The sequence below is a fragment of the Citrobacter sp. Cs237 genome (assembly GCF_030332325.1).
Classification (GTDB): Bacteria; Pseudomonadota; Gammaproteobacteria; order Enterobacterales; family Enterobacteriaceae; genus Citrobacter_A; species Citrobacter_A sedlakii.
In genome coordinates this window covers 271,977-297,683 of sequence record NZ_JAOWIB010000103.1, presented here as the reverse complement: position 1 = coordinate 297,683, position 25,707 = coordinate 271,977, and the positions used below count along the sequence as shown (strand labels likewise).

26 protein-coding genes are annotated in these 25,707 nt (G+C 58.3%); 20 read left to right on the top strand and 6 right to left on the bottom strand.

Translation table 11 applies throughout. The features are described 5' to 3' along the window. Nucleotides 1–3: 3 nt before the first annotated feature. Genes OGY07_RS11870 through acpT form a run of 9 tightly spaced genes read left to right on the top strand, consistent with a single transcriptional unit; the run spans nucleotide 4 to nucleotide 8,071 of the window. Nucleotides 4–426, top strand: a complete 423-nt coding sequence (locus OGY07_RS11870) for an acyl-CoA thioesterase (protein WP_042286599.1) — start codon at nucleotides 4–6, stop codon at nucleotides 424–426. Beyond that, on the top strand, nucleotides 423–1,028 hold the full coding sequence (locus OGY07_RS11865; RefSeq protein ID WP_042286603.1) for an outer membrane lipoprotein carrier protein LolA: 606 nt from the start codon (nucleotides 423–425) through the stop codon (nucleotides 1,026–1,028). Before OGY07_RS11870 ends, OGY07_RS11865 begins: the two co-directional genes overlap by 4 nt. Further along, nucleotides 997–3,315, top strand: a complete 2,319-nt coding sequence (locus tag OGY07_RS11860; protein WP_286600734.1) for an MMPL family transporter — start codon at nucleotides 997–999, stop codon at nucleotides 3,313–3,315. Before OGY07_RS11865 ends, OGY07_RS11860 begins: the two co-directional genes overlap by 32 nt. After that, nucleotides 3,312–3,887, top strand: a complete 576-nt coding sequence (locus OGY07_RS11855; protein ID WP_200035579.1) for a DUF3261 domain-containing protein — start codon at nucleotides 3,312–3,314, stop codon at nucleotides 3,885–3,887. The genes OGY07_RS11860 and OGY07_RS11855 overlap by 4 nt, the downstream gene beginning before the upstream one ends. Nucleotide 3,888: 1 nt before the next feature. Beyond that, nucleotides 3,889–5,058, top strand: coding sequence for a beta-ketoacyl-[acyl-carrier-protein] synthase family protein (locus tag OGY07_RS11850; protein WP_286600730.1), 1,170 nt, complete (start codon nucleotides 3,889–3,891; stop codon nucleotides 5,056–5,058). Next, complete coding sequence (locus OGY07_RS11845) at nucleotides 5,055–5,531, top strand: hotdog family protein (protein ID WP_286600728.1); 477 nt, start codon at nucleotides 5,055–5,057, stop codon at nucleotides 5,529–5,531. Before OGY07_RS11850 ends, OGY07_RS11845 begins: the two co-directional genes overlap by 4 nt. Beyond that, complete coding sequence (locus OGY07_RS11840) at nucleotides 5,528–6,259, top strand: 3-ketoacyl-ACP reductase FabG2 (RefSeq protein WP_042286618.1); 732 nt, start codon at nucleotides 5,528–5,530, stop codon at nucleotides 6,257–6,259. The genes OGY07_RS11845 and OGY07_RS11840 overlap by 4 nt, the downstream gene beginning before the upstream one ends. Continuing rightward, on the top strand, nucleotides 6,256–7,485 hold the full coding sequence (locus OGY07_RS11835; protein WP_042286622.1) for a beta-ketoacyl-ACP synthase: 1,230 nt from the start codon (nucleotides 6,256–6,258) through the stop codon (nucleotides 7,483–7,485). Before OGY07_RS11840 ends, OGY07_RS11835 begins: the two co-directional genes overlap by 4 nt. 1 nt (nucleotide 7,486) lies before the next feature. After that, nucleotides 7,487–8,071, top strand: coding sequence for a 4'-phosphopantetheinyl transferase AcpT (gene acpT / locus OGY07_RS11830; RefSeq protein WP_042286624.1), 585 nt, complete (start codon nucleotides 7,487–7,489; stop codon nucleotides 8,069–8,071). Here acpT and OGY07_RS11825 read toward each other — a convergent pair. Next, nucleotides 8,068–8,574 carry a phenolic acid decarboxylase gene (locus OGY07_RS11825; RefSeq protein WP_286600725.1) on the bottom strand — a complete coding sequence of 169 codons (507 nt, stop codon included), beginning with the start codon at nucleotides 8,572–8,574 and terminating at the stop codon, nucleotides 8,068–8,070. The two genes, acpT and OGY07_RS11825, sit on opposite strands and share 4 nt — an antisense overlap. A 99-nt stretch (nucleotides 8,575–8,673) precedes the next feature. Between OGY07_RS11825 and OGY07_RS11820 the strand changes: the two genes are divergently transcribed. The 7 genes from OGY07_RS11820 to nikR all read left to right on the top strand — a co-directional run bounded on the left by OGY07_RS11820 (nucleotide 8,674) and on the right by nikR (nucleotide 14,985). Then, complete coding sequence (locus OGY07_RS11820; RefSeq protein WP_060570196.1) at nucleotides 8,674–9,534, top strand: LysR family transcriptional regulator; 861 nt, start codon at nucleotides 8,674–8,676, stop codon at nucleotides 9,532–9,534. A gap of 127 nt (nucleotides 9,535–9,661) precedes the next feature. After that, nucleotides 9,662–11,236, top strand: coding sequence for a nickel ABC transporter substrate-binding protein (nikA, locus tag OGY07_RS11815; protein WP_286600793.1), 1,575 nt, complete (start codon nucleotides 9,662–9,664; stop codon nucleotides 11,234–11,236). Continuing rightward, nucleotides 11,236–12,180: a nickel ABC transporter permease subunit NikB gene (gene nikB / locus OGY07_RS11810; protein WP_042286639.1), complete on the top strand. Its 945-nt coding sequence runs from the start codon at nucleotides 11,236–11,238 to the stop codon at nucleotides 12,178–12,180. The genes nikA and nikB overlap by 1 nt, the downstream gene beginning before the upstream one ends. Further along, nucleotides 12,177–13,010, top strand: coding sequence for a nickel ABC transporter permease subunit NikC (gene nikC / locus OGY07_RS11805; RefSeq protein ID WP_042286641.1), 834 nt, complete (start codon nucleotides 12,177–12,179; stop codon nucleotides 13,008–13,010). Before nikB ends, nikC begins: the two co-directional genes overlap by 4 nt. Next, a complete protein-coding gene (nikD, locus tag OGY07_RS11800; RefSeq protein ID WP_042286643.1) occupies nucleotides 13,010–13,774 on the top strand; it encodes a nickel import ATP-binding protein NikD in 765 nt (254 codons plus the stop codon). The genes nikC and nikD overlap by 1 nt, the downstream gene beginning before the upstream one ends. Beyond that, nucleotides 13,771–14,571 carry a nickel import ATP-binding protein NikE gene (nikE, locus tag OGY07_RS11795; RefSeq protein ID WP_181822380.1) on the top strand — a complete coding sequence of 267 codons (801 nt, stop codon included), beginning with the start codon at nucleotides 13,771–13,773 and terminating at the stop codon, nucleotides 14,569–14,571. Before nikD ends, nikE begins: the two co-directional genes overlap by 4 nt. Nucleotides 14,572–14,583: 12 nt before the next feature. After that, a complete protein-coding gene (gene nikR, locus OGY07_RS11790; RefSeq protein WP_042286649.1) occupies nucleotides 14,584–14,985 on the top strand; it encodes a nickel-responsive transcriptional regulator NikR in 402 nt (133 codons plus the stop codon). An 81-nt stretch (nucleotides 14,986–15,066) separates the two neighbouring features. Here nikR and OGY07_RS11785 read toward each other — a convergent pair whose 3' ends face one another. The 5 genes from OGY07_RS11785 to OGY07_RS11765 all read right to left on the bottom strand — a co-directional run bounded on the left by OGY07_RS11785 (nucleotide 15,067) and on the right by OGY07_RS11765 (nucleotide 20,755). Then, nucleotides 15,067–15,426: a type II toxin-antitoxin system HicB family antitoxin gene (locus OGY07_RS11785; protein ID WP_060570200.1), complete on the bottom strand. Its 360-nt coding sequence runs from the start codon at nucleotides 15,424–15,426 to the stop codon at nucleotides 15,067–15,069. Further along, nucleotides 15,423–15,698 carry a type II toxin-antitoxin system HicA family toxin gene (locus tag OGY07_RS11780; RefSeq protein WP_042286656.1) on the bottom strand — a complete coding sequence of 92 codons (276 nt, stop codon included), beginning with the start codon at nucleotides 15,696–15,698 and terminating at the stop codon, nucleotides 15,423–15,425. The genes OGY07_RS11785 and OGY07_RS11780 overlap by 4 nt, the downstream gene beginning before the upstream one ends. 124 nt (nucleotides 15,699–15,822) lie before the next feature. Beyond that, complete coding sequence (locus tag OGY07_RS11775; RefSeq protein ID WP_042286658.1) at nucleotides 15,823–16,947, bottom strand: ABC transporter permease; 1,125 nt, start codon at nucleotides 16,945–16,947, stop codon at nucleotides 15,823–15,825. Continuing rightward, nucleotides 16,947–19,691, bottom strand: a complete 2,745-nt coding sequence (gene rbbA, locus OGY07_RS11770) for a ribosome-associated ATPase/putative transporter RbbA (protein ID WP_205612582.1) — start codon at nucleotides 19,689–19,691, stop codon at nucleotides 16,947–16,949. Before rbbA ends, OGY07_RS11775 begins: the two co-directional genes overlap by 1 nt. Further along, nucleotides 19,688–20,755 carry an HlyD family secretion protein gene (locus OGY07_RS11765; protein WP_060570202.1) on the bottom strand — a complete coding sequence of 356 codons (1,068 nt, stop codon included), beginning with the start codon at nucleotides 20,753–20,755 and terminating at the stop codon, nucleotides 19,688–19,690. Before OGY07_RS11765 ends, rbbA begins: the two co-directional genes overlap by 4 nt. A 634-nt stretch (nucleotides 20,756–21,389) precedes the next feature. Between OGY07_RS11765 and OGY07_RS11760 the strand changes: the two genes are divergently transcribed. The 4 genes from OGY07_RS11760 (at nucleotide 21,390) to OGY07_RS11745 (ending at nucleotide 25,687) form a co-directional block, all read left to right on the top strand. Then, a complete protein-coding gene (locus OGY07_RS11760) occupies nucleotides 21,390–22,343 on the top strand; it encodes a hydroxyacid dehydrogenase (RefSeq protein ID WP_042286667.1) in 954 nt (317 codons plus the stop codon). Between the two features lie 10 nt (nucleotides 22,344–22,353). Next, nucleotides 22,354–23,052, top strand: a complete 699-nt coding sequence (locus tag OGY07_RS11755; protein ID WP_042286670.1) for an RraA family protein — start codon at nucleotides 22,354–22,356, stop codon at nucleotides 23,050–23,052. A 65-nt stretch (nucleotides 23,053–23,117) separates the two neighbouring features. Next, nucleotides 23,118–24,512 carry a DASS family sodium-coupled anion symporter gene (locus tag OGY07_RS11750; RefSeq protein WP_042286947.1) on the top strand — a complete coding sequence of 465 codons (1,395 nt, stop codon included), beginning with the start codon at nucleotides 23,118–23,120 and terminating at the stop codon, nucleotides 24,510–24,512. A gap of 11 nt (nucleotides 24,513–24,523) precedes the next feature. Then, entirely contained in the window at nucleotides 24,524–25,687 is a 1,164-nt protein-coding gene (locus OGY07_RS11745; protein WP_042286672.1) for a metallo-dependent hydrolase, read from the top strand. The last annotated feature ends 20 nt before the right edge of the window (nucleotides 25,688–25,707 follow it).

Below are 25,707 nucleotides of genomic sequence, written 5' to 3'. Positions count from 1 at the left end.
AGGGTGCTTAACGATCCCCGTTTTACGGCTGAAGTCGAGCTGACGATTCCGTTTCACGACGTCGATATGATGGGCGTGGCGTGGCACGGCAACTATTTCCGCTACTTTGAAATCGCCCGCGAAGCGCTGCTCAACCAGTTTGACTATGGCTACCGCCAGATGAAAGCCTCCGGCTATCTGTGGCCGGTGGTCGATACCCGCGTGAAGTACCGCAATCCGCTGACCTTCGAGCAGCGCATTCGCGTGCGCGCGCGTCTGGAGGAATTCGAAAACCGACTGCGTATCGGCTATGAAATTTTTGACGCCGAAACCGGTAAGCGCGCCACCACCGGTTACACCATTCAGGTAGCGGTAGAAGAAAAAAGCCGTGAAATGTGCTTCGTCAGCCCGGATATCCTGTTTGAACGCATGGGGGTGACGCCATGAGATTTTTGCCCCTGCTGGCCTTGCTCGTCAGCCCATTCGTCAGCGCCCTGACGCTCGATGATTTACAGCAGCGCTTTACCGGGCAGCCGGTCGTACGCGCCCATTTTGATCAGACCCGCACGATAAAAGATCTGCCGCAGCCGCTGCGATCCCAGGGCCAGATGTTGATCGCCCGCGACCAGGGGTTGCTGTGGGATCAAACCGCGCCGTTCCCGATGCAGCTTCTGCTTGACGACAAACGGATGGTGCAGACCATCAACGGTCAGCCGCCGCAGACCATCACCGCCGACAATAATCCGCAGATGTTCCAGTTCAACCATCTGCTGCGCGCGCTGTTCAGAGCCGACCGCAAGGTGCTGGAGCAAAACTTCCGCGTTGACTTTACCGATGCAGGCGAAGGCCGCTGGTCGCTGCGCCTCACCCCGATCACCACGCCGCTGGATAAAATTTTCGCCACTATCGATCTCGCCGGAAATGCGTATCTGGAGCGAATTACGCTAAACGACAAACAGGGCGACCGCACGGACATTACGCTCTCCCAACACCAACTGACGCCCACACAACTGACCGATGACGAACGCCAACGCTTTGCCGCCCAGTAAACGCCCCGCGCTGTTATGGGGTTTTGCCTGCCTGCTGATGCTGGGCGTCTTGCTTGCGCTGCTGCCCCAGGCGCGGCTGAACAGCAGCGTGCTGGCGATGCTGCCGAAACAGGCGCTGGGGACGATTCCGCCGACCCTGAACGACGGCTTTCTGCAGCGTCTGGACCGCCAGTTGGTCTGGCTGGTCAGCCCCGGCAAACAGGCCGACCCGCAGGTGGCGCAGGCATGGCTGACGCTGCTTAAACAATCGCAGGCGCTGGCGGAGGTGAAAGGCCCGATGGACGCCGACAGCCAGCAGGCGTGGGGCGCGTTCTTCTGGCAGCACCGCAACGGCCTTGTGGATCCCGACACCCGCGCGCGCCTGCAAAACGGCGGCGAGGCGCAGGCGCAGTGGATCCTGTCTCAACTCTATTCCGCATTTTCCGGCGTGAGCGGTAAAGAGCTGCAAAACGATCCGCTGATGTTGATGCGCGGTTCGCAGCTGGCGATGGCGAAAAACGGTCAACGCCTGCGGCTGATGGACGGCTGGCTGGTGGCGCAAGACGCGCAGGGGAATTACTGGTACCTGCTGCACGGTGAACTGGCTGGCTCCTCGTTTGACATGCAACAGACGCACCGGCTGGTGACCACACTCAACGCGCTGGAAAGCGACCTGAAAGCACGCTATCCGCAGGCGCAGCTGCTGTCGCGGGGAACCGCGTTCTACAGCGACTATGCCAGCCAACAGGCGAAGCAGGATGTTTCGACGCTCGGCGTGGCGACGGTGCTGGGCGTGCTGCTGCTGATTGTCGCGGTGTTCCGCTCCTTGCGTCCGCTGCTGCTGTGCGTGATCTCCATCAGCATCGGCGCGCTGGCGGGCAGTGTGGTCACCCTGCTTCTCTTTGGCGAACTGCACCTGATGACGCTGGTGATGAGCATGAGCATCATCGGCATTTCCGCCGACTACACGCTCTATTATCTGACCGAACGTATGGTACATGGCGCAGACGCTACGCCGTGGCAAAGCCTCGGCAAAGTGCGCAACGCCCTGCTGCTGGCGCTGCTGACCACTGTGGCGGCGTATTTGATAATGATACTCGCGCCGTTCCCCGGCATACGCCAGATGGCCGTCTTCGCCGCCGTGGGGCTTTCCGCCTCATGCCTGACGGTGATCTTCTGGCATCCGTGGCTGTGCCGCGGTTTGCCGGTGCGACCGGTACCGGCGATGGTACTGATGCTGCGCTGGCTTGCCGCCTGGCGCCGTAACAAGGCGCTTTCTGCGGGGCTCCCGCTGGCGCTCGCCGTCTTCTCGCTGGCCGGACTGGCAACCCTGCGCGTCGATGATGACATTTCGCAGTTGCAGGCGCTGCCGCAGACCCTTCTGGCGCAGGAAAAAGCGATTACCGCGCTGACAGGCCAGAGCGTCGACCAGAAGTGGTTTGTGGTTTACGGTGACTCCGCCCAGCAGACGCTGGAGCGGCTGGAAGCCTTCCTGCCCGCGCTGGAACAGGCTAAAAAAGAAGGACTGATCGACCACTACCGCAGCATTCCGCTCAATTCGCTGGCGCGCCAGCAGCAGGATCTCGACTTGCTGAAAAACGCCGCGCCTGCCGTTACCCGAAGCCTGAACCACGCCGGACTGGCGACGGTTACGCCGGACCTTAACGCCATGCCGGTGACGGTGGACGCCTGGCTTGCCAGTCCGGCAAGCGAAGGCTGGCGTCTTTTGTGGCTGACGCTGAAGGACGGCGAAAGCGGCGTGCTGGTGCCGGTTGAAGGGGTCAGACAGAGCGCAGCGCTGAACGCTCTCGGCGAGCGGTATTCCGGCGTGGCGTGGGTGGATCGGAAAAGCGCCTTTGATGCGCTGTTCGCGCTGTATCGCCATATACTGAGCGGTCTGCTGTTTGTCGCGCTGGCGGTAATCGCCTGCGGCGCGATAGTCCGGCTCGGCTGGCGAAAAGGACTTATCAGCCTGGTGCCCTCGGTACTCTCGCTCGGCTGCGCCCTGGCGGTGCTGTCGCTGAGCGGCCATGCGGTCAATCTGTTTTCCCTGCTGGCGCTGGTGCTGGTGCTGGGCATTGGCATTAACTACACCCTGTTTTTCAGTAATCCGCGCGGTACGCCGTTGACCTCGCTGCTGGCGATAACGCTGGCGATGCTGACCACGCTATTGACGCTTGGCATGCTGGTGTTTAGCGCCACCCAGGCAATAAGCAGTTTTGGCATTGTGCTGGTGAGCGGTATTTTCACCGCATTCCTGCTTTCGCCGCTGGCGATGCCGTCGAAAAGAGAGAAGAAAAAACGATGATAAAACGTATTTTTGCCATGTTGCTTGGCGTGCTCATTCTGACCGGCTGTAGCCACTCCCCCAGGGAGCAGAAAGGCCGTCCGCAGGCGTGGCTGGAACCCGGCGTGCGGGTCACGCTGCCTGCGCCGGGCATCTCTCCGGCGGTAAATTCCCAGCAGTTGCTTACCGGCAGCTTTGACGGCAAAACCCAGTCGCTGCTGGTGATGCTCAACGCCGACAATAAAAAAATTACCCTTGCAGGCTTGTCGTCCGTCGGCATTCGGCTGTTTCTGGTCACCTACGATGAAAAAGGACTGCATACCGAGCAGTCCATCGTGGTACCGCAGTTGCCGCCAGCCAGCCAGGTGTTGGCGGACGTGATGCTGAGCCACTGGCCTGTCAGCGCCTGGCAGCCACAGTTACCGGAAGGCTGGACGTTAACAGACACTGGCGACAAGCGTGAACTGCGCAACGCGCGCGGCAGGCTGGTCACTGAAATCAGCTACCTGAACCGTAACGGGAAGCGCGAGCCGATCGGCATTGAACAGCACGTCTTTAAATACCACATCACCATTCAATATTTAGGTGGCTGAGATGATCTACATTTCCGCGGTCGGCACGATCAATGCGCTGGGCAACGATAACGACGCAATCGCCGCGAACCTGACACGCGGCGTGGCGCCCGGCATGCGGTCGCGCGCGGGCTGGCTGCAGGGTTATCCCGACGCGGTACTGGCAGGCGTCGACGGTGAGCTGCCAGCCATTCCAAACGCGTTTCACGCCCACCGTTCGCGCAACAATCAACTGTTGCTGGCGGCGCTGGCGCAAATTCAACCGCAGGTGGACGACGCCATCGCGCGTTATGGCCGGGATCGGATTGCCGTGGTGCTCGGCACCAGCACCTCGGGGCTGGATGAAGGCGATGCTCACGTCAATCTGACGCTGAATGGCCAGCAAAGCACCGCATGGCAGTACCCGCAGCAGGAACTGGGTGACCCGTCGCGCTTTCTCAGTCACTGGCTGGCGCTGGACGGCCCGGCCTTTACCCTTTCTACGGCCTGCTCCTCCAGCGCCCGCGCCATCATCAGCGGGCGCCGGTTAATCGAGGCGGGCCTGGCGGACGTGGCGATTGTTGGCGGGGCGGATACGCTCAGCCGGATGCCGGTCAACGGCTTTCACAGCCTCGAGTCGCTCTCGCCGACGCGGTGCCAGCCGTTTGCCCGCGATCGCAGCGGTATCACCATCGGCGAAGGGGCGGCACTGATGCTGCTCACCCGCGAGCCGCAGTCCATCGCGCTGCTGGGCGTCGGCGAATCCAGCGACGCGCACCATATTTCCGCCCCACATCCGGAAGGCGAAGGGGCGATCCGCGCGATTCAGCAAGCGTTAAACGACGCGGGCATCGCTGCGGACCAGGTGGGCTATATCAATCTGCACGGCACCGCCACGCCGCTTAATGACAAAATTGAATCGAAAGTGGTAAACATGCTGTTTGGCGAACGCGTCCCCTGCAGTTCCACAAAACACCTGACCGGGCATACGCTGGGGGCGGCGGGCATCACCGAGGCCGCCCTGAGTATGTTGATTTTGCAGCGCAACCTTCCGCTGCCCCCTCAGGACTTTAGCGCATCGCCGCACGACCCGGCGCTGCCAGTCTGCGGCATCATTACGCAGCCGCAGCCGCTGGAGCGGCCGGTCATTCTTTCCAATTCCTTCGCCTTTGGCGGCAATAACGCCAGTATTCTGCTCGGGAGGATTTCATGAGCCCTTATTTATCGCCCGGCGAATACCTGCCGCACGACGCGCCGATGCTGCTGCTTGAGCAGGTCGATAGCGTGACCGACGAGACCGCCATCTGCCGCGTGACGGTTGCGCCCGACGGCGTGCTGGCGCCGTTTCTCGATCCAATGGGCTATCTCCCCGGCTGGTACGCCCTGGAACTGATGGCGCAAACCGTCGGCGTGTGGTCTGGCTGGCATCGCCACCAGCAGGGACAGGGCGCGATTTCGTTGGGCATGGTGCTCGGCGCGCGGGAACTCATCTGCGCGGCGGGGAGTCTTCCCGCCGGTAAGACGTTGATCATTGACGTCAAATTGCTGATGCAGGACGAACGCTTCGGCAGCTTTGAGTGCGTTATCTCGGCGGATGACGAGACGCTGGCAACCGGGCGCGTCAACACCTTCCAGCCAACGGCTGATGAACTTAACACCCTATTTCAACAAGGAGCGTCTGTATGAGTCGTTCAGTTTTAGTGACCGGCGCCAGCAAAGGTATCGGTCGTGCTATCGCCCGGAAGCTGGCGGCAGACGGCTTTGTGGTCGGCGTGCATTATCACCGCGACGCGCAAGGCGCGCAGGCGACGCTGGAAGCGATCCTCGCCGTTGGCGGCGCGGGCCGTCTGCTCAGCTTTGACGTGGCTAACCGCGAGCAGTGCCGGGAGGTGCTGGAGCAGGATATCGCCGCCCACGGCCCCTGGTACGGCGTGGTGAGCAACGCAGGTATCACCCGTGACGCCGCGTTTCCGGCACTCAGCGATAACGACTGGGATGCGGTGATCCACACCAATCTCGACAGTTTTTATAACGTTATCCAGCCCTGCATCATGCCAATGATCGGCGCACGCCAGGGCGGACGCATCATCACCCTGTCGTCGGTATCCGGCGTGATGGGCAACCGCGGGCAGGTCAACTACAGCGCCGCCAAAGCGGGGATCATCGGCGCGACCAAAGCGCTGGCGATTGAGCTGGCGAAGCGCAAAATTACCGTCAACTGTATCGCGCCCGGGCTGATTGATACCGGGATGATCGACATGGAAGACGCCGCGCTGAAAGAGGCGATGGCGATGATCCCCATGAAACGCATGGGGCAGGCGGACGAAGTGGCCGGACTGGCCAGTTATTTAATGTCGGATATTGCGGGTTACGTCACCCGCCAGGTGATTTCCATCAATGGAGGGATGCTATGACACGTCGCGTGGTGATTACAGGGATGGGCGGCGTGACCGCTTTTGGTGAAAGCTGGCAGGCTGTCTCCGCGCGGCTACTGGCCTATGAAAACGCGGTGCGAAAAATGCCGGAATGGCAAGTGTATGACGGGCTGCATACGCTGCTGGGCGCGCCGATCGACGACTTCAGCCTGCCGGAGCACTACACCCGCAAGCGCATCCGCGCAATGGGCCGCGTGTCGCTGATGTCCACCCGCGCCAGCGAACTGGCGCTGGAGCAGGCCGGACTGATTGGCGATGAGGTATTAACCAACGGTCAGACCGGCATCGCCTACGGTTCATCCACCGGCAGCACCGGCCCGGTAAGCGAATTCGCCACCATGCTGACCGAAAAGCACACCAATAACATTACCGGCACCACCTACGTGCAGATGATGCCGCACACCACCGCGGTGAACACCGGACTGTTTTTCGGTCTGCGCGGGCGGGTGATCCCGACCTCCAGCGCCTGCACCTCCGGCAGTCAGGCCATCGGCTACGCATGGGAGGCCATTCGCCACGGTTATCAGACAGTGATGGTTGCAGGCGGCGCGGAAGAACTCTGTCCGTCAGAAGCCGCGGTTTTCGATACCCTGTTCGCCACCAGCCAGCGCAACGACGCGCCAAAAACCACGCCTTCGCCATTCGATGAAGCGCGCGACGGACTGGTGATTGGCGAAGGCGCCGGGACGCTCATTCTTGAAGAGCTGGAACACGCGAAAGCGCGCGGCGCAACGATCTACGGTGAAATCGTCGGCTTCGCCACCAACTGCGACGCGGCGCATATCACCCAGCCGCAGCGGGAAACAATGCAAATCTGCATGGAGCAGGCGTTAAACATGGCAGGCTTAAGCCCGCGGGACATGGGTTATATTTCCGCGCACGGCACGGCCACCGACCGTGGCGACATCGCGGAAAGCCAGGCAACGGCGGCGATCTACGGCGACAACGTGCCGGTCTCCTCGCTGAAAAGCTACTTCGGTCATACGCTCGGTGCCTGCGGCGCGCTGGAAGCCTGGATGAGTCTGCAAATGATGCGCGAGGGCTGGTTTGCGCCTACGCTAAATTTACGTCAACCGGACGCCAGCTGCGGCGCATTGGATTACATCATGGGTGAAGCCCGTAAGATTGACTGCGAATACTTACAGAGCAACAATTTTGCGTTTGGCGGCATCAATACCTCCATCATCATTAAACGTTGGTCGTGATATGTACCAGATTTTGCTGGGAAAAGTATCGACACTGAGCACAGGCGTTTTGCCGCCGGCGTTAACAGAGCAGGCGCCTCAGGGAGCGCGCCGCGCGCGCTGGCTGGCGGGTCGCGTACTGCTTTCCCATGCCCTTTCGCCGCTGCCGGAGATCGTCTACGGCGAACAGGGAAAGCCCGCCTTTGCCCCGCAACACGCGCTGTGGTTCAACCTGAGCCATAGCGGCGATGATATTGCGCTACTGCTGAGTGATGAAGGGGAAGTGGGATGCGACATCGAAGCCATCCGCCCGCGAACCAACTGGCGGGAACTGGCAAATGCGGTTTTCAGCGTCGGGGAGCACGCTGAAATTGAGGCAGAACACCCGGACCAGCAGTTGGCTGCTTTCTGGCGTATCTGGACGCGCAAAGAAGCGATGGTGAAACAGCGCGGCGGCAGCGCCTGGCAAATCGTTAGCGTCGACAGCACGCTGGCCTCCGCGCTTTCCGTCAGCCATTGCCAGATCAACAACTTAAGCCTCGCCGTCTGCACGCCGACGCCGTATACGCTGAGTGCGGCGTCGGTGCAATGGCTGGAGACGGTTTAGCGTAAGTTATCCGGGAAATTCGCCGGCAGCTCGCTCGCCGCACAGTCGATCACGCTGTCATTGTCAGCGCCGCAGTCACGGACAAAAGTGATGGTCGCAAACTCGTCAATCACTTCCGTTGGATACGCCGGGCCCGCTTCGCGATACGACTCCATCAGCGGGATATGCTCGTTCTGGAAGCAAACCGTTTTTACGGGGTTATTCATTACCCAACGCGGGAAGAAAATGGTGCCGTGGAACAGTTTGTCGCCGAGGTTGACGATCAGGCTGACGTCAGTCCCGGTCGGCTCGGTCCACGAAATTTTATAGATGCTTTCCCCCACACGCACAATGTAAGCCTTCTGATCTTTCACCCAACGGTTTGCGACGATACCGCTGTGGATCCGGTAGTCCAGGGTAGTGTCATTTTTGACGTAAATTTCGTAGTTCCAGCCATTATCGTAGGTATAAACCAGATGTTTGCCAACGAAACCGCTTAAATCTTGTTTGTCGAAAGTGCTCATAATCTTTCTCCTGTTGGTTGATGCGAAGATCATAACGCTTCAAAAAATCGATGAATAACGCTATGTTTGCATCACATTCATTCAATTTTTAGATGAGTTATGCACAAAACGACGCTGGAACAGTGGGCATTGTTAGAAAAGGTGGTGGAGGCAGGCAGCTTTGTCAAAGCGGCGGAAGTCACTCACCGCAGCCAGTCATCGGTGAGCTATAACCTCGCGCTGCTCCAGGAGCGCCTCGGGGTGACGCTGCTGGCGCCGGAAGGCCGCCGGGCGGTATTAACGCCAGCGGGTGAACTGCTGCTCAATCAGGTGAAGCCGTTACTGAAGGGGTTCACCTGGCTGGAAACCCGCGCCGCGACGTTACAAAACGGTATGCGCACGCGACTGGATCTGGTGGTCGACAGCATTTTTCCTCGCCGCCGTCTGTTTGCCATTCTCAAACAGTTTCAACAGGCGTGGCCGCAAACCCAGGTACGCCTCACGGAAGTGCTGGAAAACAGCCCCGAACAGCAGGCGGCGTATGCCGATGCTGACGTCATGGTGCTCACCCGCCGACAGGATATCACCGGGCGCGGCGAGTGGCTGATGAACATTGATTTCATCGCTGTCGCCCATCGCGATCATCCGCTGTGCGCGCAGACGATACCGCTGGATGAAGACGCGCTGCGCGCCTGGCCGCTTATTCGCATTGCCGACCGGGATAATCCGCAGCAGCCTGGCCGCGATGGCTGGACCTTTTCCACCGTCGACGCCGCCATTGACGCGGTGATGTATCAGGTCGGCTATGGCTGGCTACCGGAGGAACGGATTGAACCCTTGCTGGAACAGGGCGTACTGCGCAGGCTACCCTTGACGCATGGCGCCCGTCGCGCCACGCCGCTGCATCTTATTGTCAAAAATACCCTCGCCCCGCTCGATGATCAGGTCAGCACTCTGCTGCGGTTATTAAGCGAGAGATAACATATGATTTTCGTATAATTCCCGCCTTTCACCGCCCTTCTATTGATCCAGAACACGTCAAAAGTATGATGATTCCTTAGAATCGTCATACTTCTTTAGTCGTACTCCTACAGCATTCAGGATCACTATTTTGTCCAGACTACGCCGCACACTCTTTGCGCTGCTGGCCTGTGCGTCCTTCTTCGCGCACGCCGCCGCGCCTGACGAAATCACTACCGCCTGGCCGGTCAACGTCGGGCCGCTTAACCCGCATCTCTATACCCCTAATCAGATGTTCGCCCAGAGCATGGTGTACGAGCCGCTGGTGAAATACCAGGCGGACGGATCGGTAAAACCGTGGCTGGCAAAAAGCTGGACCCACACGGCGGACGGGAAAACCTGGACCTTCACGCTGCGCGATGACGTGACGTTTTCCAATGGCGAACCGTTTGACGCCCCTGCCGCGGCGGAAAATTTCCGCGTGGTGCTCGACAACCGCCAGCGTCATGCCTGGCTTGAACTGGCCAACCAAATCGTCGACGTCAAAGCGCTGGGCAAAACCGAACTGCAAATTACCCTGAAGAGCGCCTATTACCCGTTCCTGCAAGAGCTGTCCCTGCCGCGCCCTTTCCGCTTTATCGCCCCGTCGCAGTTTAAAGACAATGAAACCCTGCGCGGCATTAAAGCGCCGATCGGCACCGGACCGTGGGTACTGAAAGAATCAAAGCTTAACCAGTACGACGTGCTGGTGCGTAACGAACGTTACTGGGGCGACAAGCCGCCGATCAGGCAAATCACCGTCAAGGTGATCCCTGATCCAACCACCCGCGCGGTGGCGTTTGAAACCGGCGAAGTTGACCTGCTGTACGGCAATGAAGGACTGTTGCCGCTCGACACCTTTGCCCGGTTCAGTCAGAACCCGGCGTACCGTACTCAGCTTTCACAGCCGATAGAGACGGTGATGCTGGCGCTGAATTCCGCCAAAGCGCCCACCAACGAGCTGGCAGTGCGTGAAGCGCTGAATTATGCGGTGAACAAAAAATCACTGATCGACAATGCCCTGTACGGCACCCAGCAGGAGGCCGACACGCTGTTCGCCCCGAGCGTGCCCTACGCCAATATCGGCCTGACGCCGCGCCAGTACGACCCGCAGCAGGCCAAAACGCTGCTGGAAAATGCGGGCTGGAAGCTCCCGGCGGGCAAAGACATCCGCGAAAAAATGGGTCAGCCGCTGCGCATTGAGCTGTCGTTTATCGGCACCGACGCGCTGAGCAAATCCATGGCGGAAATCATTCAGGCCGATATGCGCAAAATTGGCGTCGATGTCGCTCTGATCGGCGAAGAAGAGAGCAGTATCTATGCCCGCCAGCGTGACGGTCGCTTTGGCATGATTTTCAATCGCACCTGGGGCGCGCCGTACGATCCGCACGCCTTTATGAGCTCAATGCGCGTCCCCTCCCACGCCGACTACCAGGCGCAGCAGGGACTGGCTGACAAGCCGATCATCGATAAAGAGATCGGCGAAGTGCTGGAAACCACAGACGAAACCACGCGTCAGGCGCTGTACAAAGACATCCTGACCCGTTTGCACAATGACGCGGTATATCTGCCCATCAGCTACGTCTCCATGATGGTGGTGGCAAAACCTGAGCTGGGCGAAATCCCTTACGCGCCAATCGCGTCGGACATCCCGTTTGAACAGATAAAACCGGTGAACCCCTGATGTTGCGTTACATAGTGCGGCGCATTCTGCTGCTGATCCCGATGATTTTCGCCGCCTCGGTGATTATCTTTTTGATGTTGCGTCTGGGTACCGGCGACCCGGCAATGGACTACTTGCGCCTGTCGAATCTGCCGCCGACGCCGGAGATGGTCGCTTCGACGCGCGTGATGCTGGGGCTGGACCAGCCGCTTATCGTGCAGTATGGCAACTGGCTGTGGAAGGCGCTGCATCTGGACTTCGGCATCTCGTTCGCCACTCAGCGCCCGGTGCTGGATGATATGTTGAACTTCCTGCCCGCGACCCTGCAACTGGCGGGCGCGGCGCTGATATTAATTCTGCTCACCTCTGTGCCGCTTGGTATCTGGGCGGCGCGCCACCGCGATCGCCTGCCGGATTTCATCGTGCGGCTGATCGCGTTCCTCGGCGTCTCAATGCCCAACTTCTGGCTCGCTTTCCTGCTGGTGATGTTCTTTTCCGTGTACCTGCAATGGCTACCCGCGATGGGCTACGGCGGCTGGCAGCACCTTCTTTTGCCTGCGCTGTCGATCGCCTTTATGTCGCTGGCGATCAACGCCCGTCTGTTGCGCGCCAGCATGCTGGAGGTTGCCGGGCAGCGCCACGTCACCTGGGCGCGACTGCGCGGTCTTAACGAGAAACAAACCGAACGTCGCCATATTCTGCGCAACGCCTCGCTGCCGGTCGTCACCGCGGTGGGGATGCACATCGGCGAGCTGATCGGCGGGACGATGATTATTGAAAACATCTTCGCCTGGCCCGGCGTCGGGCGCTACGCCGTATCGGCGATTTTTAACCGCGACTATCCGGTGATTCAGTGTTTTACGCTGATGATGGTGGTGGTGTTTGTGGTCTGTAACCTGATTGTAGATTTGCTGAACGCCGCGCTGGACCCGCGCATTCGCCGCCATGAAGGAGCGCATTCGTGAACTTTTTTCTCTCTGCTCGCTGGTCGGTACGTCTGGCGCTGGTCATTATCGCGTTGTTGGCGGTGGTTGCGATCACCAGTCAGTGGTGGTTGCCGTACGATCCGCAGGCGATCGATTTACCGTCGCGTCTGCTGGCTCCCGACAGCCAGCACTGGCTTGGCACCGACCATCTGGGGCGCGATATTTTTTCCCGCCTGCTGGCGGCGACAAAGGTGTCGCTGGGGTCAGTGATGGCCTGCCTGCTGCTGGTACTGGCGCTGGGGCTGGTCGTTGGCGGCAGCGCCGGACTGATGGGCGGTCGCGTCGATCAGATAACGATGCGCGTCGCGGATATGTTTATGACGTTCCCAACCTCGATCCTGTCGTTCTTCATGGTCGGTGTACTGGGAACCGGGCTGACCAACGTAATTATCGCCATCGCGCTGTCCCACTGGGCGTGGTATGCGCGAATGGTGCGCAGCCTGGTGATCTCCCTGCGCCAGCGCGAGTTCGTACTCGCTTCGCGCCTTTCCGGCGCCGGTCACGTGCGGGTGTTTATCGATCATCTGGCCGGTGCGGTAATCCCTTCCCTGCTGGTGCTGGCGACGCTGGATATCGGCCATATGATGCTGCACGTCGCCGGTATGTCATTCCTCGGCCTCGGCGTCACCGCGCCGACGGCGGAATGGGGAGTAATGATTAACGATGCGCGCCAGTATATCTGGACCCAGCCGCTGCAAATGTTCTGGCCGGGGCTGGCGCTGTTTGTCACCGTGATGGCCTTTAACATGGTGGGGGACGCCCTGCGCGATCACCTCGATCCTCATCTGATTACGGAGCATGCCCACTGATGCCGCAACAGATTGCATTACAGACTCTTGCCCTGGAGGCGGACCGTCCGCTGGTACACGGCGTCTCATTAACGCTGAAACGCGGACGGGTGCTGGCGCTGGTGGGCGGCAGCGGCAGCGGTAAGTCGCTGACCTGCGCGGCGGCGCTCGGTATCCTGCCCGCAGGCGTTCGCCAGACGGCAGGCGTCCTCCTTGCCGACGGCAGGCCGGTCTCGCCCGGCACGCTGCGCGGCATCAAAATCGCCACTATTATGCAAAACCCGCGCAGCGCCTTTAATCCGCTTCATACCATGGCGACACACGCGCGGGAGACCTGCCTGGCGCTGGGGAAATCCGCCGACGACGCCACGCTTATCGCGGCGCTGGATGCTGTCGGGTTGGACAACGCGGAGCGTGTGCTGAAGCTGTACCCGTTTGAGATGAGCGGCGGCATGTTGCAACGTATGATGATTGCTATGGCGGTGCTGTGCGACGCGCCGTTTATCATCGCCGACGAACCGACGACCGATCTTGACGTGGTCGCCCAGGCGCGCATCCTCGAGCTGCTGGAACGCATTATGGCTGAGCGCGCGCCAGGTATGCTGCTGGTGACGCACGACATGGGCGTGGTGGCGCGGCTGGCCGACGACGTAGCGGTGATGGATAACGGCAGGATCGTCGAACAGGGTGAGGTGGAAACGCTGTTCCATGCGCCGCAGCACAGCGTAACCCGCAGTCTGGTGTCGGCGCATCTGGCCCTGTACGGAATGGAGTTAGCCTCATGACCTTACTCAGCGTCTCTGCCCTGTCACATCAGTATGCGCACGCGAACCTCGGCGGCAAACATCCGCATCAGGCGGTACTGAACGATATCTCACTGAACCTGCAAAGCGGCGAAACCGTGGCGCTGTTAGGCCGTAGCGGCTGCGGGAAAAGCACCCTCGCGCGTCTGCTCGTCGGGCTGGAGTCACCGACGCAGGGGAGCGTAAGCTGGCGCGGCGAACCGCTGGCGACACTGAACCGGGCGAAACAGAAAGCCTTTCGCCGGGATATTCAGATGGTGTTCCAGGACGCTATCAGCGCCGTTAATCCGCGCAAAACCGTCTGCGAGATCCTCCGTGAGCCGATGCGTCATTTGCTCTCGCTGTCGAAAGCCGACCAACTGGCGCGGGTGCGCGAGATGCTGAACGCGGTCGATCTCGACGTTTCGCTGCTGAACAAACGCCCGCCGCAGTTGAGCGGCGGCCAACTGCAGCGCGTCTGCCTGGCGCGAGCGCTGGTGGTAGAGCCGAAACTGTTGATTCTGGACGAGGCGGTATCGAACCTCGATCTGGTGTTGCAGGCCGGGGTGATCCGTCTGCTCAAAAAATTGCAGCAACAGTTTGGCACCGCCTGTCTGTTTATCACCCACGATCTGCGACTGGTCGAGCGTTTCTGCCAGCGGGTGATGGTGATGGACGACGGGCGAATCGTGGAAACGCAGACCGTTGGCGAGACGTTAACATTTTCCTCTGAGGCGGGACGTGTGTTACAAAACGCGGTACTTCCCGCTTTTCCCGTGCGCCGTCGCGCCATAGCCTGAGGTTTATAACAGATGCAACGAGTCACCATTACCCTCGATGACGATCTCCTGGAGACGCTGGACAGCCTGAGTCAGCGCCGGGGCTATCACAACCGTTCCGAAGCGATCCGCGATATCCTGCGCGGCGCGCTGGCGCAGGAAACCACGCAGGAACACGGCACCCAGGGCTTCGCGGTGCTTTCCTATGTGTACGAACATGAAAAACGCGACTTAGCCAGCCGGATTGTTTCCACGCAGCACCATCACCACGACCTTTCCGTTGCCACCCTGCATGTGCATATTAATCATGACGATTGCCTGGAGATCGCGGTGTTGAAAGGCGACATGGGCGACGTGCAGCATTTCGCCGACGATGTCATCGCCCAGCGCGGCGTGCGCCACGGCCATTTGCAGTGCCTGCCAAAAGAAGAATAACGTCGCCGCATCCGGCAAAAGATCGAGTGCGCTGCGCTTCTCCGGCCTGGCGCAGTTCGCGACCGCAGGCCGGCTCAGGCATTAAGCCTGTTTCAAACGTTCACTAAGGGTATCGATAATCCAGGTATTGACGGACACCTGTTCTTCCGCCGCTGCGGAACTTAAGCGTTCGCCAAAAGATTCCGGATAGCGAAGCGTAAACGTTTTCATTTTTTCCGCATGTGCATAAGGTTCGATTCCCGCTTCCCGGCAATCCGCAAGATATTCGTTTAAAGAGATTTCGCCCTCTTCCTGTAAACCCTGAATGCTGTCTGAGACAAAATCGCAATGACCCGATAACCCAAGGAATTTTCCGCGAAACGCGTTTAGTTCAGGCACATAATGAATCACGGCAGGATGCCCCGCGATTTCCATTGCGTTTGGCGTTTTAGGTTTGATCATGGTTTAACCCCTATGCTTATTAGCCAGTCGCGCACACTCTCCACTGCGCCTTTATCTGTATCCGGTGAAGGATGCGGTCGGTGAAAACAAGCAATACTATTGTTTAATAAGAATTTGCATCGAGAGCCGCGTCCTTCTTTAATTTCACCGCCTAACGCTTTGACCAGAGACTCTATGTCTAACCACTTTATTGCTTGTGGTACAGGCGTTTTAAAGAGTTGCTCCAGCGTATTCCTTTGCTTTTTCCGCAAGGATAACACCTGCTGCCTCATAACATTCCCTTTTTGACTTCATCCTTTGACGTCAATTTTATGACAGCACAAAGTGAAGTCAAGCCTCCGCTACCGGGTGCGCTGCGCTTCTCCAGCCTGGCGCAGTTCGCAACCGCAGGCCGGATTACGCCATCGTGCCGATCGTTTTCCGGAAACGGAACAAGGCGATCAGGAAGAAGGCGCTGCCAATAGCCAGCAGGGTGAGGAACTGCGGCCACACGATGCCAAACCCCGCGCCGCGATAGAGAATCGCCTGCGCCAGCGAGACAAAATGGGTGGTTGGCATGGTCAGCATGATGTCCTGGACCGCCTCCGGCATACTTTCGCGCGGCGTCGAACCGCCGGAAAGCATCTGTAACGGCAACAGCACCAGAATCATTAGCAGGCCCAGTTGCGGCATGGAACGCGCCAGCGTGCCCATAAAGATACCAATGGAAGTGGTGGCGAACAGGCTCAGCGCTACGCCCAGCATAAACAACGGGATCGAACCTTCGATCGGCACGCCGAGCACGCCTTTCACCATCAGCAGCAGCGACAGGCCAGAAACCACCAGCACCACCAGCCCCATCGACCAGACCTTCGCCATCATGATCTCAAACGGCGTAATCGGCATTACCAGCAGGTGTTCAATGGTGCCGTGTTCACGTTCACGGATCAGCGCTGAGCCGGTCAACACAATCGCCAGCATGGTGATGTTGTTAATAATCGCCATTACGCCGCCAAACCACGCCGGGTCAAGGTTCGGGTTAAAACGCATTCGCGTCTCCAGTGAGACCGGCGGCTCGCTGTTGTCGCGATAACGGGCGACAAAACTGTTCACCTCGCCGTTAATGATATTTTGAATATAGCTGTTGCCGGTAAACGCCTGGCTCATCCGCGTGGCGTCAACGTTGACCTGAATATCCGGTTGCCGTCCGGCCAGCACGTCGCGCTGAAAATTGGGCGGAATGTTCACCGCAAAGGTGTAGCGACCCGCGTCCAGCCCGGCGTCCATTTCGTCAGCGGTGATCATTTCCGGCGGTAAAAACCACGGGCGATAAAAGCTGTTCACGATGCGATTCGACAACGGCGATTGATCCATGTCGGCAATCGCAATCGGCGCCAGATGCAGCGAACCGGGCAGTACGGTGGCGGAGGAGTATACCGAGACGGTAAACGCGAAAACGATCAGCGTCAGCATCGCTTTATCACCCAGCAGGCTGCGTAACTCTTTAATGCCCAAATTGAAAATATTGCGTAACCGGCGCATTACCCCTCCTGTTTTTTCAGCAGCAGAATGCTCAGTCCCAACACCAGCGGAATGGCCACCAGCAGCGGCAGGAACTGCGGCCAGAGATCGGCAAGATCCAGCGCTTTCGAAAATGTTCCGCGGGCGATCGTCAGAAAATGGCTGGTCGGGTAGATCTCGCCAATCCACCGGCCTGGACCTTCCAGCGAAGCCACCGGATCGATCATTCCTGAAAACTGGGTGGCCGGGATCAGCGTGATAATGGACGTACCGAAAATTGCCGCAATCTGGCTTTTCATGAACGTAGAAATCAGCAGCCCCATGCCGGTGGCGATGGTGACATATAGCAGCGCCGCGAGGCTGAGCGTCAGAAAACTGCCCTTATGCGGAACGCCAAACACGAACACCGACAGTGCGCAGAGCAGCAGAAAATTGAGCATCCCCAGCGCGATATACGGCAGCTGTTTGCCGAGCAGAAATTCGCTGCGGGTGGTCGGCGTTACGTACAGGTTGATGATTGACCCGAGCTCTTTTTCCCGTACCACGCTCAGCGCGCTGAGCATGGAAGGGATCATCATTAATAGCAACGGGATCACCGCCGGAACAATAGCGGGCAGACTTTTCACGTCCGGGTTATAACGATAGCGGGTTTCGATGGTCAGTAAACCGGACTGCGTTACGGGCGTTGGCTGGCGGCCCGCCACCTCCTGCAGCCAGCTTTGGTGCATCGCCTGTACATAACCTTTCACCGTCTCGGCGCGGCTCGGCATCGCGCCATCAACCCATACGCCAATGTCCACCGGCGTGCCGCGGGCAATGTCGCGGCCAAAATCAGGCGGAATTTCAATCGCTACCGCCACTTCACCCGCGCGCATTCGCCGGTCGAGATCGTCATAGCTGGTAAGCGGTGGTTGTTCAATAAAATAACGGGAACCGGACAGGTTGAGCGTCCACGCCTGGCTGCTGACTGTCTGGTCGCGGTCGAGCACCGCAAAGCGCAGGTTTTCAACGTCCATGCTGATGCCGTAACCCATGATCAGCATCAGGATCACCGTCCCCATCAGCGCCAGCGTTGAACGAACCGGATCGCGACGCAGCTCCAGCGCTTCGCGACGGCTATAGCTGAACAGACGGCGCAGGCTGAAGCCCTGGCGCGGCGGTTTTTCCTGCTCATGCGTCGTCTTCAGCGGCAACGACGCGTCTGGCGTCGGGGCCGGACCCGACGCTTCCGCCAGCCAGGCAATAAACGCGTCTTCCAGCGTGGCGGCGCCGCGCCGTTCTACCAGTTCCCGCGGTGTGCCGCTGGCCAGCACTTTCCCGGCGTGCATCAGCGACATGCGGTCGCAACGCTCCGCCTCGTTCATAAAGTGGGTGGAGATAAAAATGGTCACTTTGTCGCGACGGGATAAATCGACCATCAGTTGCCAGAACATATCCCTGGCGACCGGATCGACGCCGGAAGTCGGTTCGTCAAGGATCAGCATTTCCGGGCGATGGATCACCGCCACGGCCAGCGACAGGCGTTGACGAATGCCGAGCGGGAGCGACGTCGGCAGGATGTCTTCCACTTCGGTGAGCATAAAGCGTTTGCTCATCTCATTGACCCGCGCCGGGATCTCCGCTTGCGGTATATGAAAAAGGCGGGCGTGCAGCTCCAGATTTTGCCGCACCGTCAACTCGCTGTAGAGTGAAAAGGCTTGCGACATATAGCCGACGCGGCGGCGAGTTTCGATATCCTTCGGATCGACCGGCTGACCAAACAGCCACGCTTCGCCTTCGCTTGCGGGCAGCAACCCGGTCAGCATTTTCATGGTGGTGGATTTCCCGCAGCCGTTCGAACCGAGAAAGCCAAAAATCTCGCCGCGCGGAATGCGGAAGTTAACGTGATCGACAGCGACGAAATTGCCAAAGCGCATAGTCAACGCTTTCGCCTCTATTGCAATTTCCGCCTGTTCCGCGTCATACGGCGGGATAGTCACCGGTTTGTGGGCCTGCCGCTGCGCCTCGGGTAAAAGGGCGATAAACGCCTGCTCCAGCGAGTCGCTGGCGGTTTGCTCGCGCAACGCCTGCGCGCTGCCGGTTGCCAACACCTCACCCGCGTTCATTGCCACCAGCCAGTCAAAACGTTCAGCCTCTTCCATATAGGCGGTCGCGACCAGCACGCTCATGTTGGTCTGACGCTGGCGAATGCTGTCGATAAGGTCCCAGAACTGCGCGCGGGAAAGCGGATCAACGCCGGTGGTCGGCTCGTCGAGAATCAATAACTGCGGGTCGTGGATAAGGGCGCAGCACAGTCCCAGCTTTTGCTTCATGCCGCCCGACAGTTTTCCGGCGGGACGGTCGCGAAACGGCGCCAGCCCGGTGCTGTTCAACAGTTCATTGATACGCGCTTCGCGCTCGGCTTTGCTATGCCCAAACAGGCGGGCAAAAAAGTCGACATTTTCATACACCGACAGCGTGTGGTAGAGGTTTTTTCCCAGCCCCTGCGGCATCCAGGCGATGCGCGGACACACCTCGCGGCGGTGCTTCGGGTCACGCATATCGCCGCCAAGCACCCTCACGTTTCCCTGTTCGATCGCCCGCGCGCCGGAAATCAGCGACAGCAGGCTTGATTTTCCCACCCCGTCCGGGCCAATCAGCCCCACCATGCAGCGGGCGGGAATGTCCAGCGTGATGTTGTTCAGCGCGACCGTAGCCCCGTAATGCTGACTCACGCCGTCAAGGTGCGCCACGGGAGGTACGGAAACCTGCGCCAGATGCGTCATTGCGGCAGCCTCACTGCCAGCGACTCAGGCCACGGGAGTTTTTCATCCAGCCTCACCCACGCCATTCCCGGTAGCCCGGTTTTCACATATTCCAGATGCTGTTCGAGCAGTTCCGGTGGGATACGCGCCTTGACGCGAAACATCAGCTTCAGTCGCTCATCGCTCGTCTCAACGGTCTTCGGAGTGAACTGGGCGACGCTGGCGACAAAGCTAATGGTGGCGGGAATACGCAGCGTTGGCGCGGCATCCAGCACCAGTCGCGCTTCGCCGCCAATCTTCAGCAGTCCGGCCTGTTCGGTAGGCAGGAAAAAGGTCATATAAACATCGCTGAGATCGACCATATTCAGCACCCGACCTCCCGCCGCCAGTACTTCGCCCGGTTCCGCCACCCGGTACTGCACCCGGCCATCGCGCGGCGCTTTCAGTTCACTGTCCTCAATGTCGGCGACGATGCGACGTTCGGTGGCCTGCGCGGCTTCCACGCGGGTTTGCGCCTGAATGATGCTGGTACGCGCGGCCTCGATCGCCGCGTTAGCGGCAGAGACCTGCGCTTTTGCCGACTCCAGCGCCGCGCGGGCGCTTTCGGCGGCGGCGCGATCGTCATCCAGTTGCTGCGCCGACACCGCGCCACGCTGGGAAAGCGAGCGTGAGCGAAGGTGTCGATTAGAGACCGAAGCCAGCTCGGCTTCACGCTGTTTCACCACCGACTGCGCGGCGCGGGTTTCGCTCTGTCGCTGCTCAAGAAGCGCCCGCGCGGCGGCAACGGCGCTTTCCGCTTCTTTAATTTGCGCGATGGCTTCCAGCCTTTGCTCCTGCAACACGCGGGTATCCATCTTCGCCAGCACCTCGCCCTGGCGAACAAACTGCCCCTCTTTCACCAGAATAGCGTCAATGCGTCCGGCGATTTTGGTGGCGATATCCACTTCCGTCGCCTCGATCCTGCCGTTACTGGCGGCAAAGCCCTCCGGCACGCCAGCGGGGCGCAGCATCCACCACGCCGCCGCCGCGACCACCACCAGCACGCCTGCCACCCACCACGCCAAATGACGTTTACTCTTGTCCATAATCGACCCGCCATAATCCCTGTCAGCAAACCATGCGTGTTACAACACCCGCCGAACGCGCGTTCAGCGGGATCTTCCTTCCGGGATAAGAAGGAAAGCGAGAAAGTAGCCGTGCGGCATCCGGGCGTCAGCGCGACGCGTGCCGTGAAGGAAAGTGAATGATGGAGAAGTGCGAAAAACGGGTAGTAATGTTGTCATCATCAGCGATCCGGGCCGTAAATGAAACACGCATACTCATAACTACTATCAATAGGATACTAACACCTGCGATTAATAAGTCTATTCAGTAATTCTTGTCAATGACGCCCGTAACGGAATTCACTTATCGCCCTGTATTGTCCCGGACTGAACGAAGGCCGTACTCTGGCGGCGCCGCAGGGCGCTGGCATGGACGATGTGATCGCGTTCCATTTCGGATTTCATTCTGCATTTCACCTCCTTTCACTTTGCAAATATCGCTATTTCGGCGGCCAGCCAGAATGTGAAGAACATCACCTGAACAGGTCTCACCCGCCTCACCCATTTAAAAAATAATAGATTATTTTCAATGCATTATAAAAATTCACTGCGTTCTGCAAGGTTATGGCACGCCCTCTGCAATATCACCGGTGTAATCAACACTGGAGATAGTTAAATGACGTACAAAATTTTACTCCCGCAGGAAATCATGGCAGAAGGGAGAGAATATCTGGAAAGCCGCGGTTATGAGCTGATTACCGGCTCAGGCATGGAAGAAGAGGACATTATCCGCGATATCCCGGATTGCGACGGTATTATCGTTCGCCTGTCCAAAATGTCCGATCGCGTCTTTGAAGCGGCTAAAAAGCTGAAGGTGGTCGCACGTCACGGCGCGGGTTACGACACTGTCGATCTTGAATCAGCCAAACGCCACGGCGTGGTGGTTCTTAACGCGCCTATCGCCAACAGCATGTCGGTTGCCGAACTGACGATTTTCTACATGTTGCACTGCTCGCGTAACTTTAAGCTGGTCGAAGAAAAGATGCTTGAAGATTACTACTGGGCCAAACTGCGTACCCCCAAAGTGGAGCTGGATGGCAAAACGCTCGGCCTGATTGGGGTGGGGAATATCGGCTCCCGCGTGGCCCTGAAAGCCCTGCACGGCTTCAACATGAAAGTCATTGCGTACGATCCGTATAAAACCCAGCAGCAAGTGCCGCAGGGCGTCCAGATGACGGATGACTTTGAACGCATCTTTAAAGAGAGCGACTTTGTTTCGCTGCATTGTCCGACCACCGCCGAAACCACCGATTTTGTCGGTGAAAAACAGTTCTCCCTGATGAAACCTTCGGCCTATTTCATCAACACCGCGCGCGGCAAGCTGGTGGATGAAAAAGCGCTCTATCACGCGCTCACCAGTAACACCATCGCGGGCGCAGGCATCGATGTGCTGAAAAAAGAGCCATTCGACGCCAACGATCCCATTTTTTCACTGAGCAATATCGTGATTGGGCCGCATATCGGCGCCGCCACGATCGAAGCGACCGATCGCGCTTCACTGCATTCCGCCATCGGGATTGATGAAGTCCTGTCCGGTAAAAAACCGTCCTGGCCGGTTCCGGGTTTTTAAGGAGAAAAACATGTCTATTGGCAACCGTATTTTTTTACAACGCCCGCAAGGCAATCCTGAACTGCTCAAAGCGTATGAACAGCTTCCGGCGGCAAATATTGCCGACACCATGAACCGTATCGCGGTACTCGGCAACGGCATAAAGCGTATTTCCGCGCCGAAGAAGCCGATTATGGCAGGGTTTGCTATCACCGTGAAAGCGCGCGCCGGGGATAACCTGATGCTGCATGCGGCGCTGGATATGGCGACGGAAAACGACGTGATTGTGGTCTCTAATGAAGGCGACCGCTCCCGCGCGCTGATGGGGGAGATCATGGTGGCCTACGCACACTGCTGCAAAAAAATCGCCGGAATTGTGCTCGACGGCCCCATCCGTGATATCGACGCGCTTTCCGTCCTCGACTTCCCGCTCTTTGCTACCGGCGCAAACCCGGCAGGCCCCTTTAAGGAAGGGCCAGGCGAAGTGAATACGCCGATCGCCGTCGGCGGTGTGGCGGTGAATCCGGGCGACCTGATTGTCGGCGACGCCGATGGCGTCATCGTGGTGCCGCTTGGCGACGCCGAAGCGCTGCTGGCGAAAGCAAAAGAGTATTCAAAATTTGACGCAAGTAAGGTCGAAGCGGCTAAAAACGGCGCCGCGAACCGTCAGTGGGTTAAGAAGACGCTTGAAGACAAAGGCGTTGAGTTCATCGACGACACTTACCGTTAATACGAATAAATAATAAAACGCCGCGACGTCTGATGAGCCGCGGCTTTAAAGCAAAGGTAATTAACATGCTTTATTTAAAACTCTTACCCATTATTTTTTTCCCGGTCTTGTTCTGGATAATACCTAATCCTGAAGGCGTTTCCGCCGCCACCTGGCATATGGTGGGGATTTATCTGGCAATGCTGTGCGGCCTGGTGTTGCGCCCGTTTACCGATGCGGTGATCATGCTGATTATTCTGGGATTCGCGTCTCTGGTGCTCGATCCCGGTCCGCTGTTTGCCGGATTCGGCAGTCCGATGGTCTGGTTTATTATCAGCGCCTTTATCATCTGCAAAGCGTTTGTGATCACCGGCCTCGGCAAGCGCATCGCCTATATGCTGCTTAAGCGTTACGGGAAGAATACCCTGACGCTCGGCTATTTGATGATGGTAACCGATACCGTTCTCGCGCCCGCCACCGGCTCAAACATGTCCCGTTCCGGCGGCATCACCTACCCCATTTTCCGCAACATTGCCGAAGCGCTGGGCTCAAAGCCGGATGAGGGCAGCCGCAAAATCGGCGCTTATCTGACTATCCTGATGTATGTCGTCTCAATGGGCACCTCCAGCCTGTTTCTGACCGGGATGGCCACCAACTCAATTACCGTGTCGCTGGCGAACGAAATTATGAAGGTCAACCTGGAATGGATGACCTGGTTTAAGGCCGCCATCGTGCCCGCCGGACTGGTTCTGCTGCTGTCGCCATGGATCCTGTATAAAATCTATGCGCCAGAGTTAAAAACAATCGCCAACGTGAACGACATCGCTGAAAAAGGCCTGCGTGAGCTGGGGCCGGTGAAGCGGGAAGAAAAACTGCTGATCGTCTTTTTCATCCTCGGCGTACTGGGCTGGATGACGGGTTCGCTCACCGGCATCGCCTTTATACCTGTGGGACTGGCTTTCCTTGCCTGTCTGTTGCTGTTTGGCGTTTTAAGCTGGAACGATGTGGTCAGTGAGAAATCCGCCTGGCAAACCTTTGTCTGGTACGGCGCGTTCTATGGCTGCGCGGTGGCGCTGTCAAAGGGCGGTTTTTATGTCTTCCTCGTCGACGTCATCAAAAACTATCTTGATTTGTCACACCTGAGCGAATTCAGCGCCATCGCGGTGCTGGTGTTTATCAGCCTCGCGGTACGTTACTTCTTCGTCTCTAACAGCGCTTTTGTCGTCTCGTTCTACCCGGTGCTGTTTACTCTTGGCATGACCACCCAGGCGCACCCGATGTATGTGGCGCTGTCTTTAGCGTTTTCAGCAGGTTATGGCGCATTGTTGACCCACTACGGCAACGGCGCGGGGGTTTTTACCTTCTCCAGCGGCTATGTCCCGCAAAAAACCTTCTGGCTGTTAGGTACCATTATGGTGGTGATTAACGTTCTGGTTTACTTCCTGATCGGCATTCCTTACTGGAAATTCATCGGTATTTAAAGGAGATAGCAATGAAACTGGATATTCTGATCAAAAATGGCCTGATTGCCGATGTCGAAAGCAATGAATACCTGAATCGCAGCATCGGGATTATTGGCAACCGCATTGTCGATCTGGATAACGTCGACGCCACCCAGGCGGAAACGGTGATCGATGCCGCTGGCTGTCTCGTCCTGCCGGGTCTGATCGACTTTCATGCCCATGTGTTTCATGGCGGTACGGCAATCAGCGTGAACCCGGATATTATCTGCCTGCCGAATGGCGTCACCAGCGTGGTGGATGCGGGAAGCAGCGGATGGGTGAACTACGCGTTGTTTCGTCACAGCGTGATCGCATCTTCAATGGTAAAGATAAAAAGCTATCTCAACGTGGTGAACGTCGGGCTTTCCACGCTCGGGGGCGGGCCAACCGGTTATCTGGAAAACACCAATCCCGCGAATTACAACGTGGAACGCATTGCCCGGACGCTGGCGGAAAACAGCGACAATATCCTTGGTCTGAAGCTGCGTTACAGCCAGGATATTGCGAAGGGAAAAGCGTACTCCAGCGATCCTTTCCTTACCACCGTCGCGCTGGCGCGTGAGCTGAACACTTCCCTCTGCGTTCATGTTACAGATGCCCTGCTGCCCGCCGATGAGCTGATAGGTCATTTTCAGGCAAACGATATATACGCCCACTGCTTCCACGGTACGGGTCACTCGATACTGAACGCGCAGGGCGAAGTTTACCCGGCGGTGAAACAGGCCAAAAAGCGGGGCGTGATTTTCGACTGCTCCAACGGGGTGGCGCATTTTGACTTCAACGTGGCCAGCAATGCGATGGAGCAAGGTTTTTACCCGGATATCATCAGCACTGACCTGACGCAAAGAAATAGCCTGCGGACGGATAAGGTGTACAGCCTGCTGCACGTAATGTCGAAATATCTCAACATGGGCATGTCATTTTTTGACGTCCTGCGCGCAGTCACCACCACGCCAGCCCGCCTGATGAAAATGGAAGGAGACATCGGCACGTTAAAGCCAGGCGCGTTTGCCGATATTTCCCTTGTGAAGCTACGCAAGGAGCGGATCGTCTTTGAAGATACCCGCGGCGTAAAAATAGAGGGCGATCGGTATATCGATAACTGCGCCACACTCTGCAACGGTCAGATTGTTTATCGTCGTCTTCATTTCTGAGCATTGCCTGTTGAACCTTA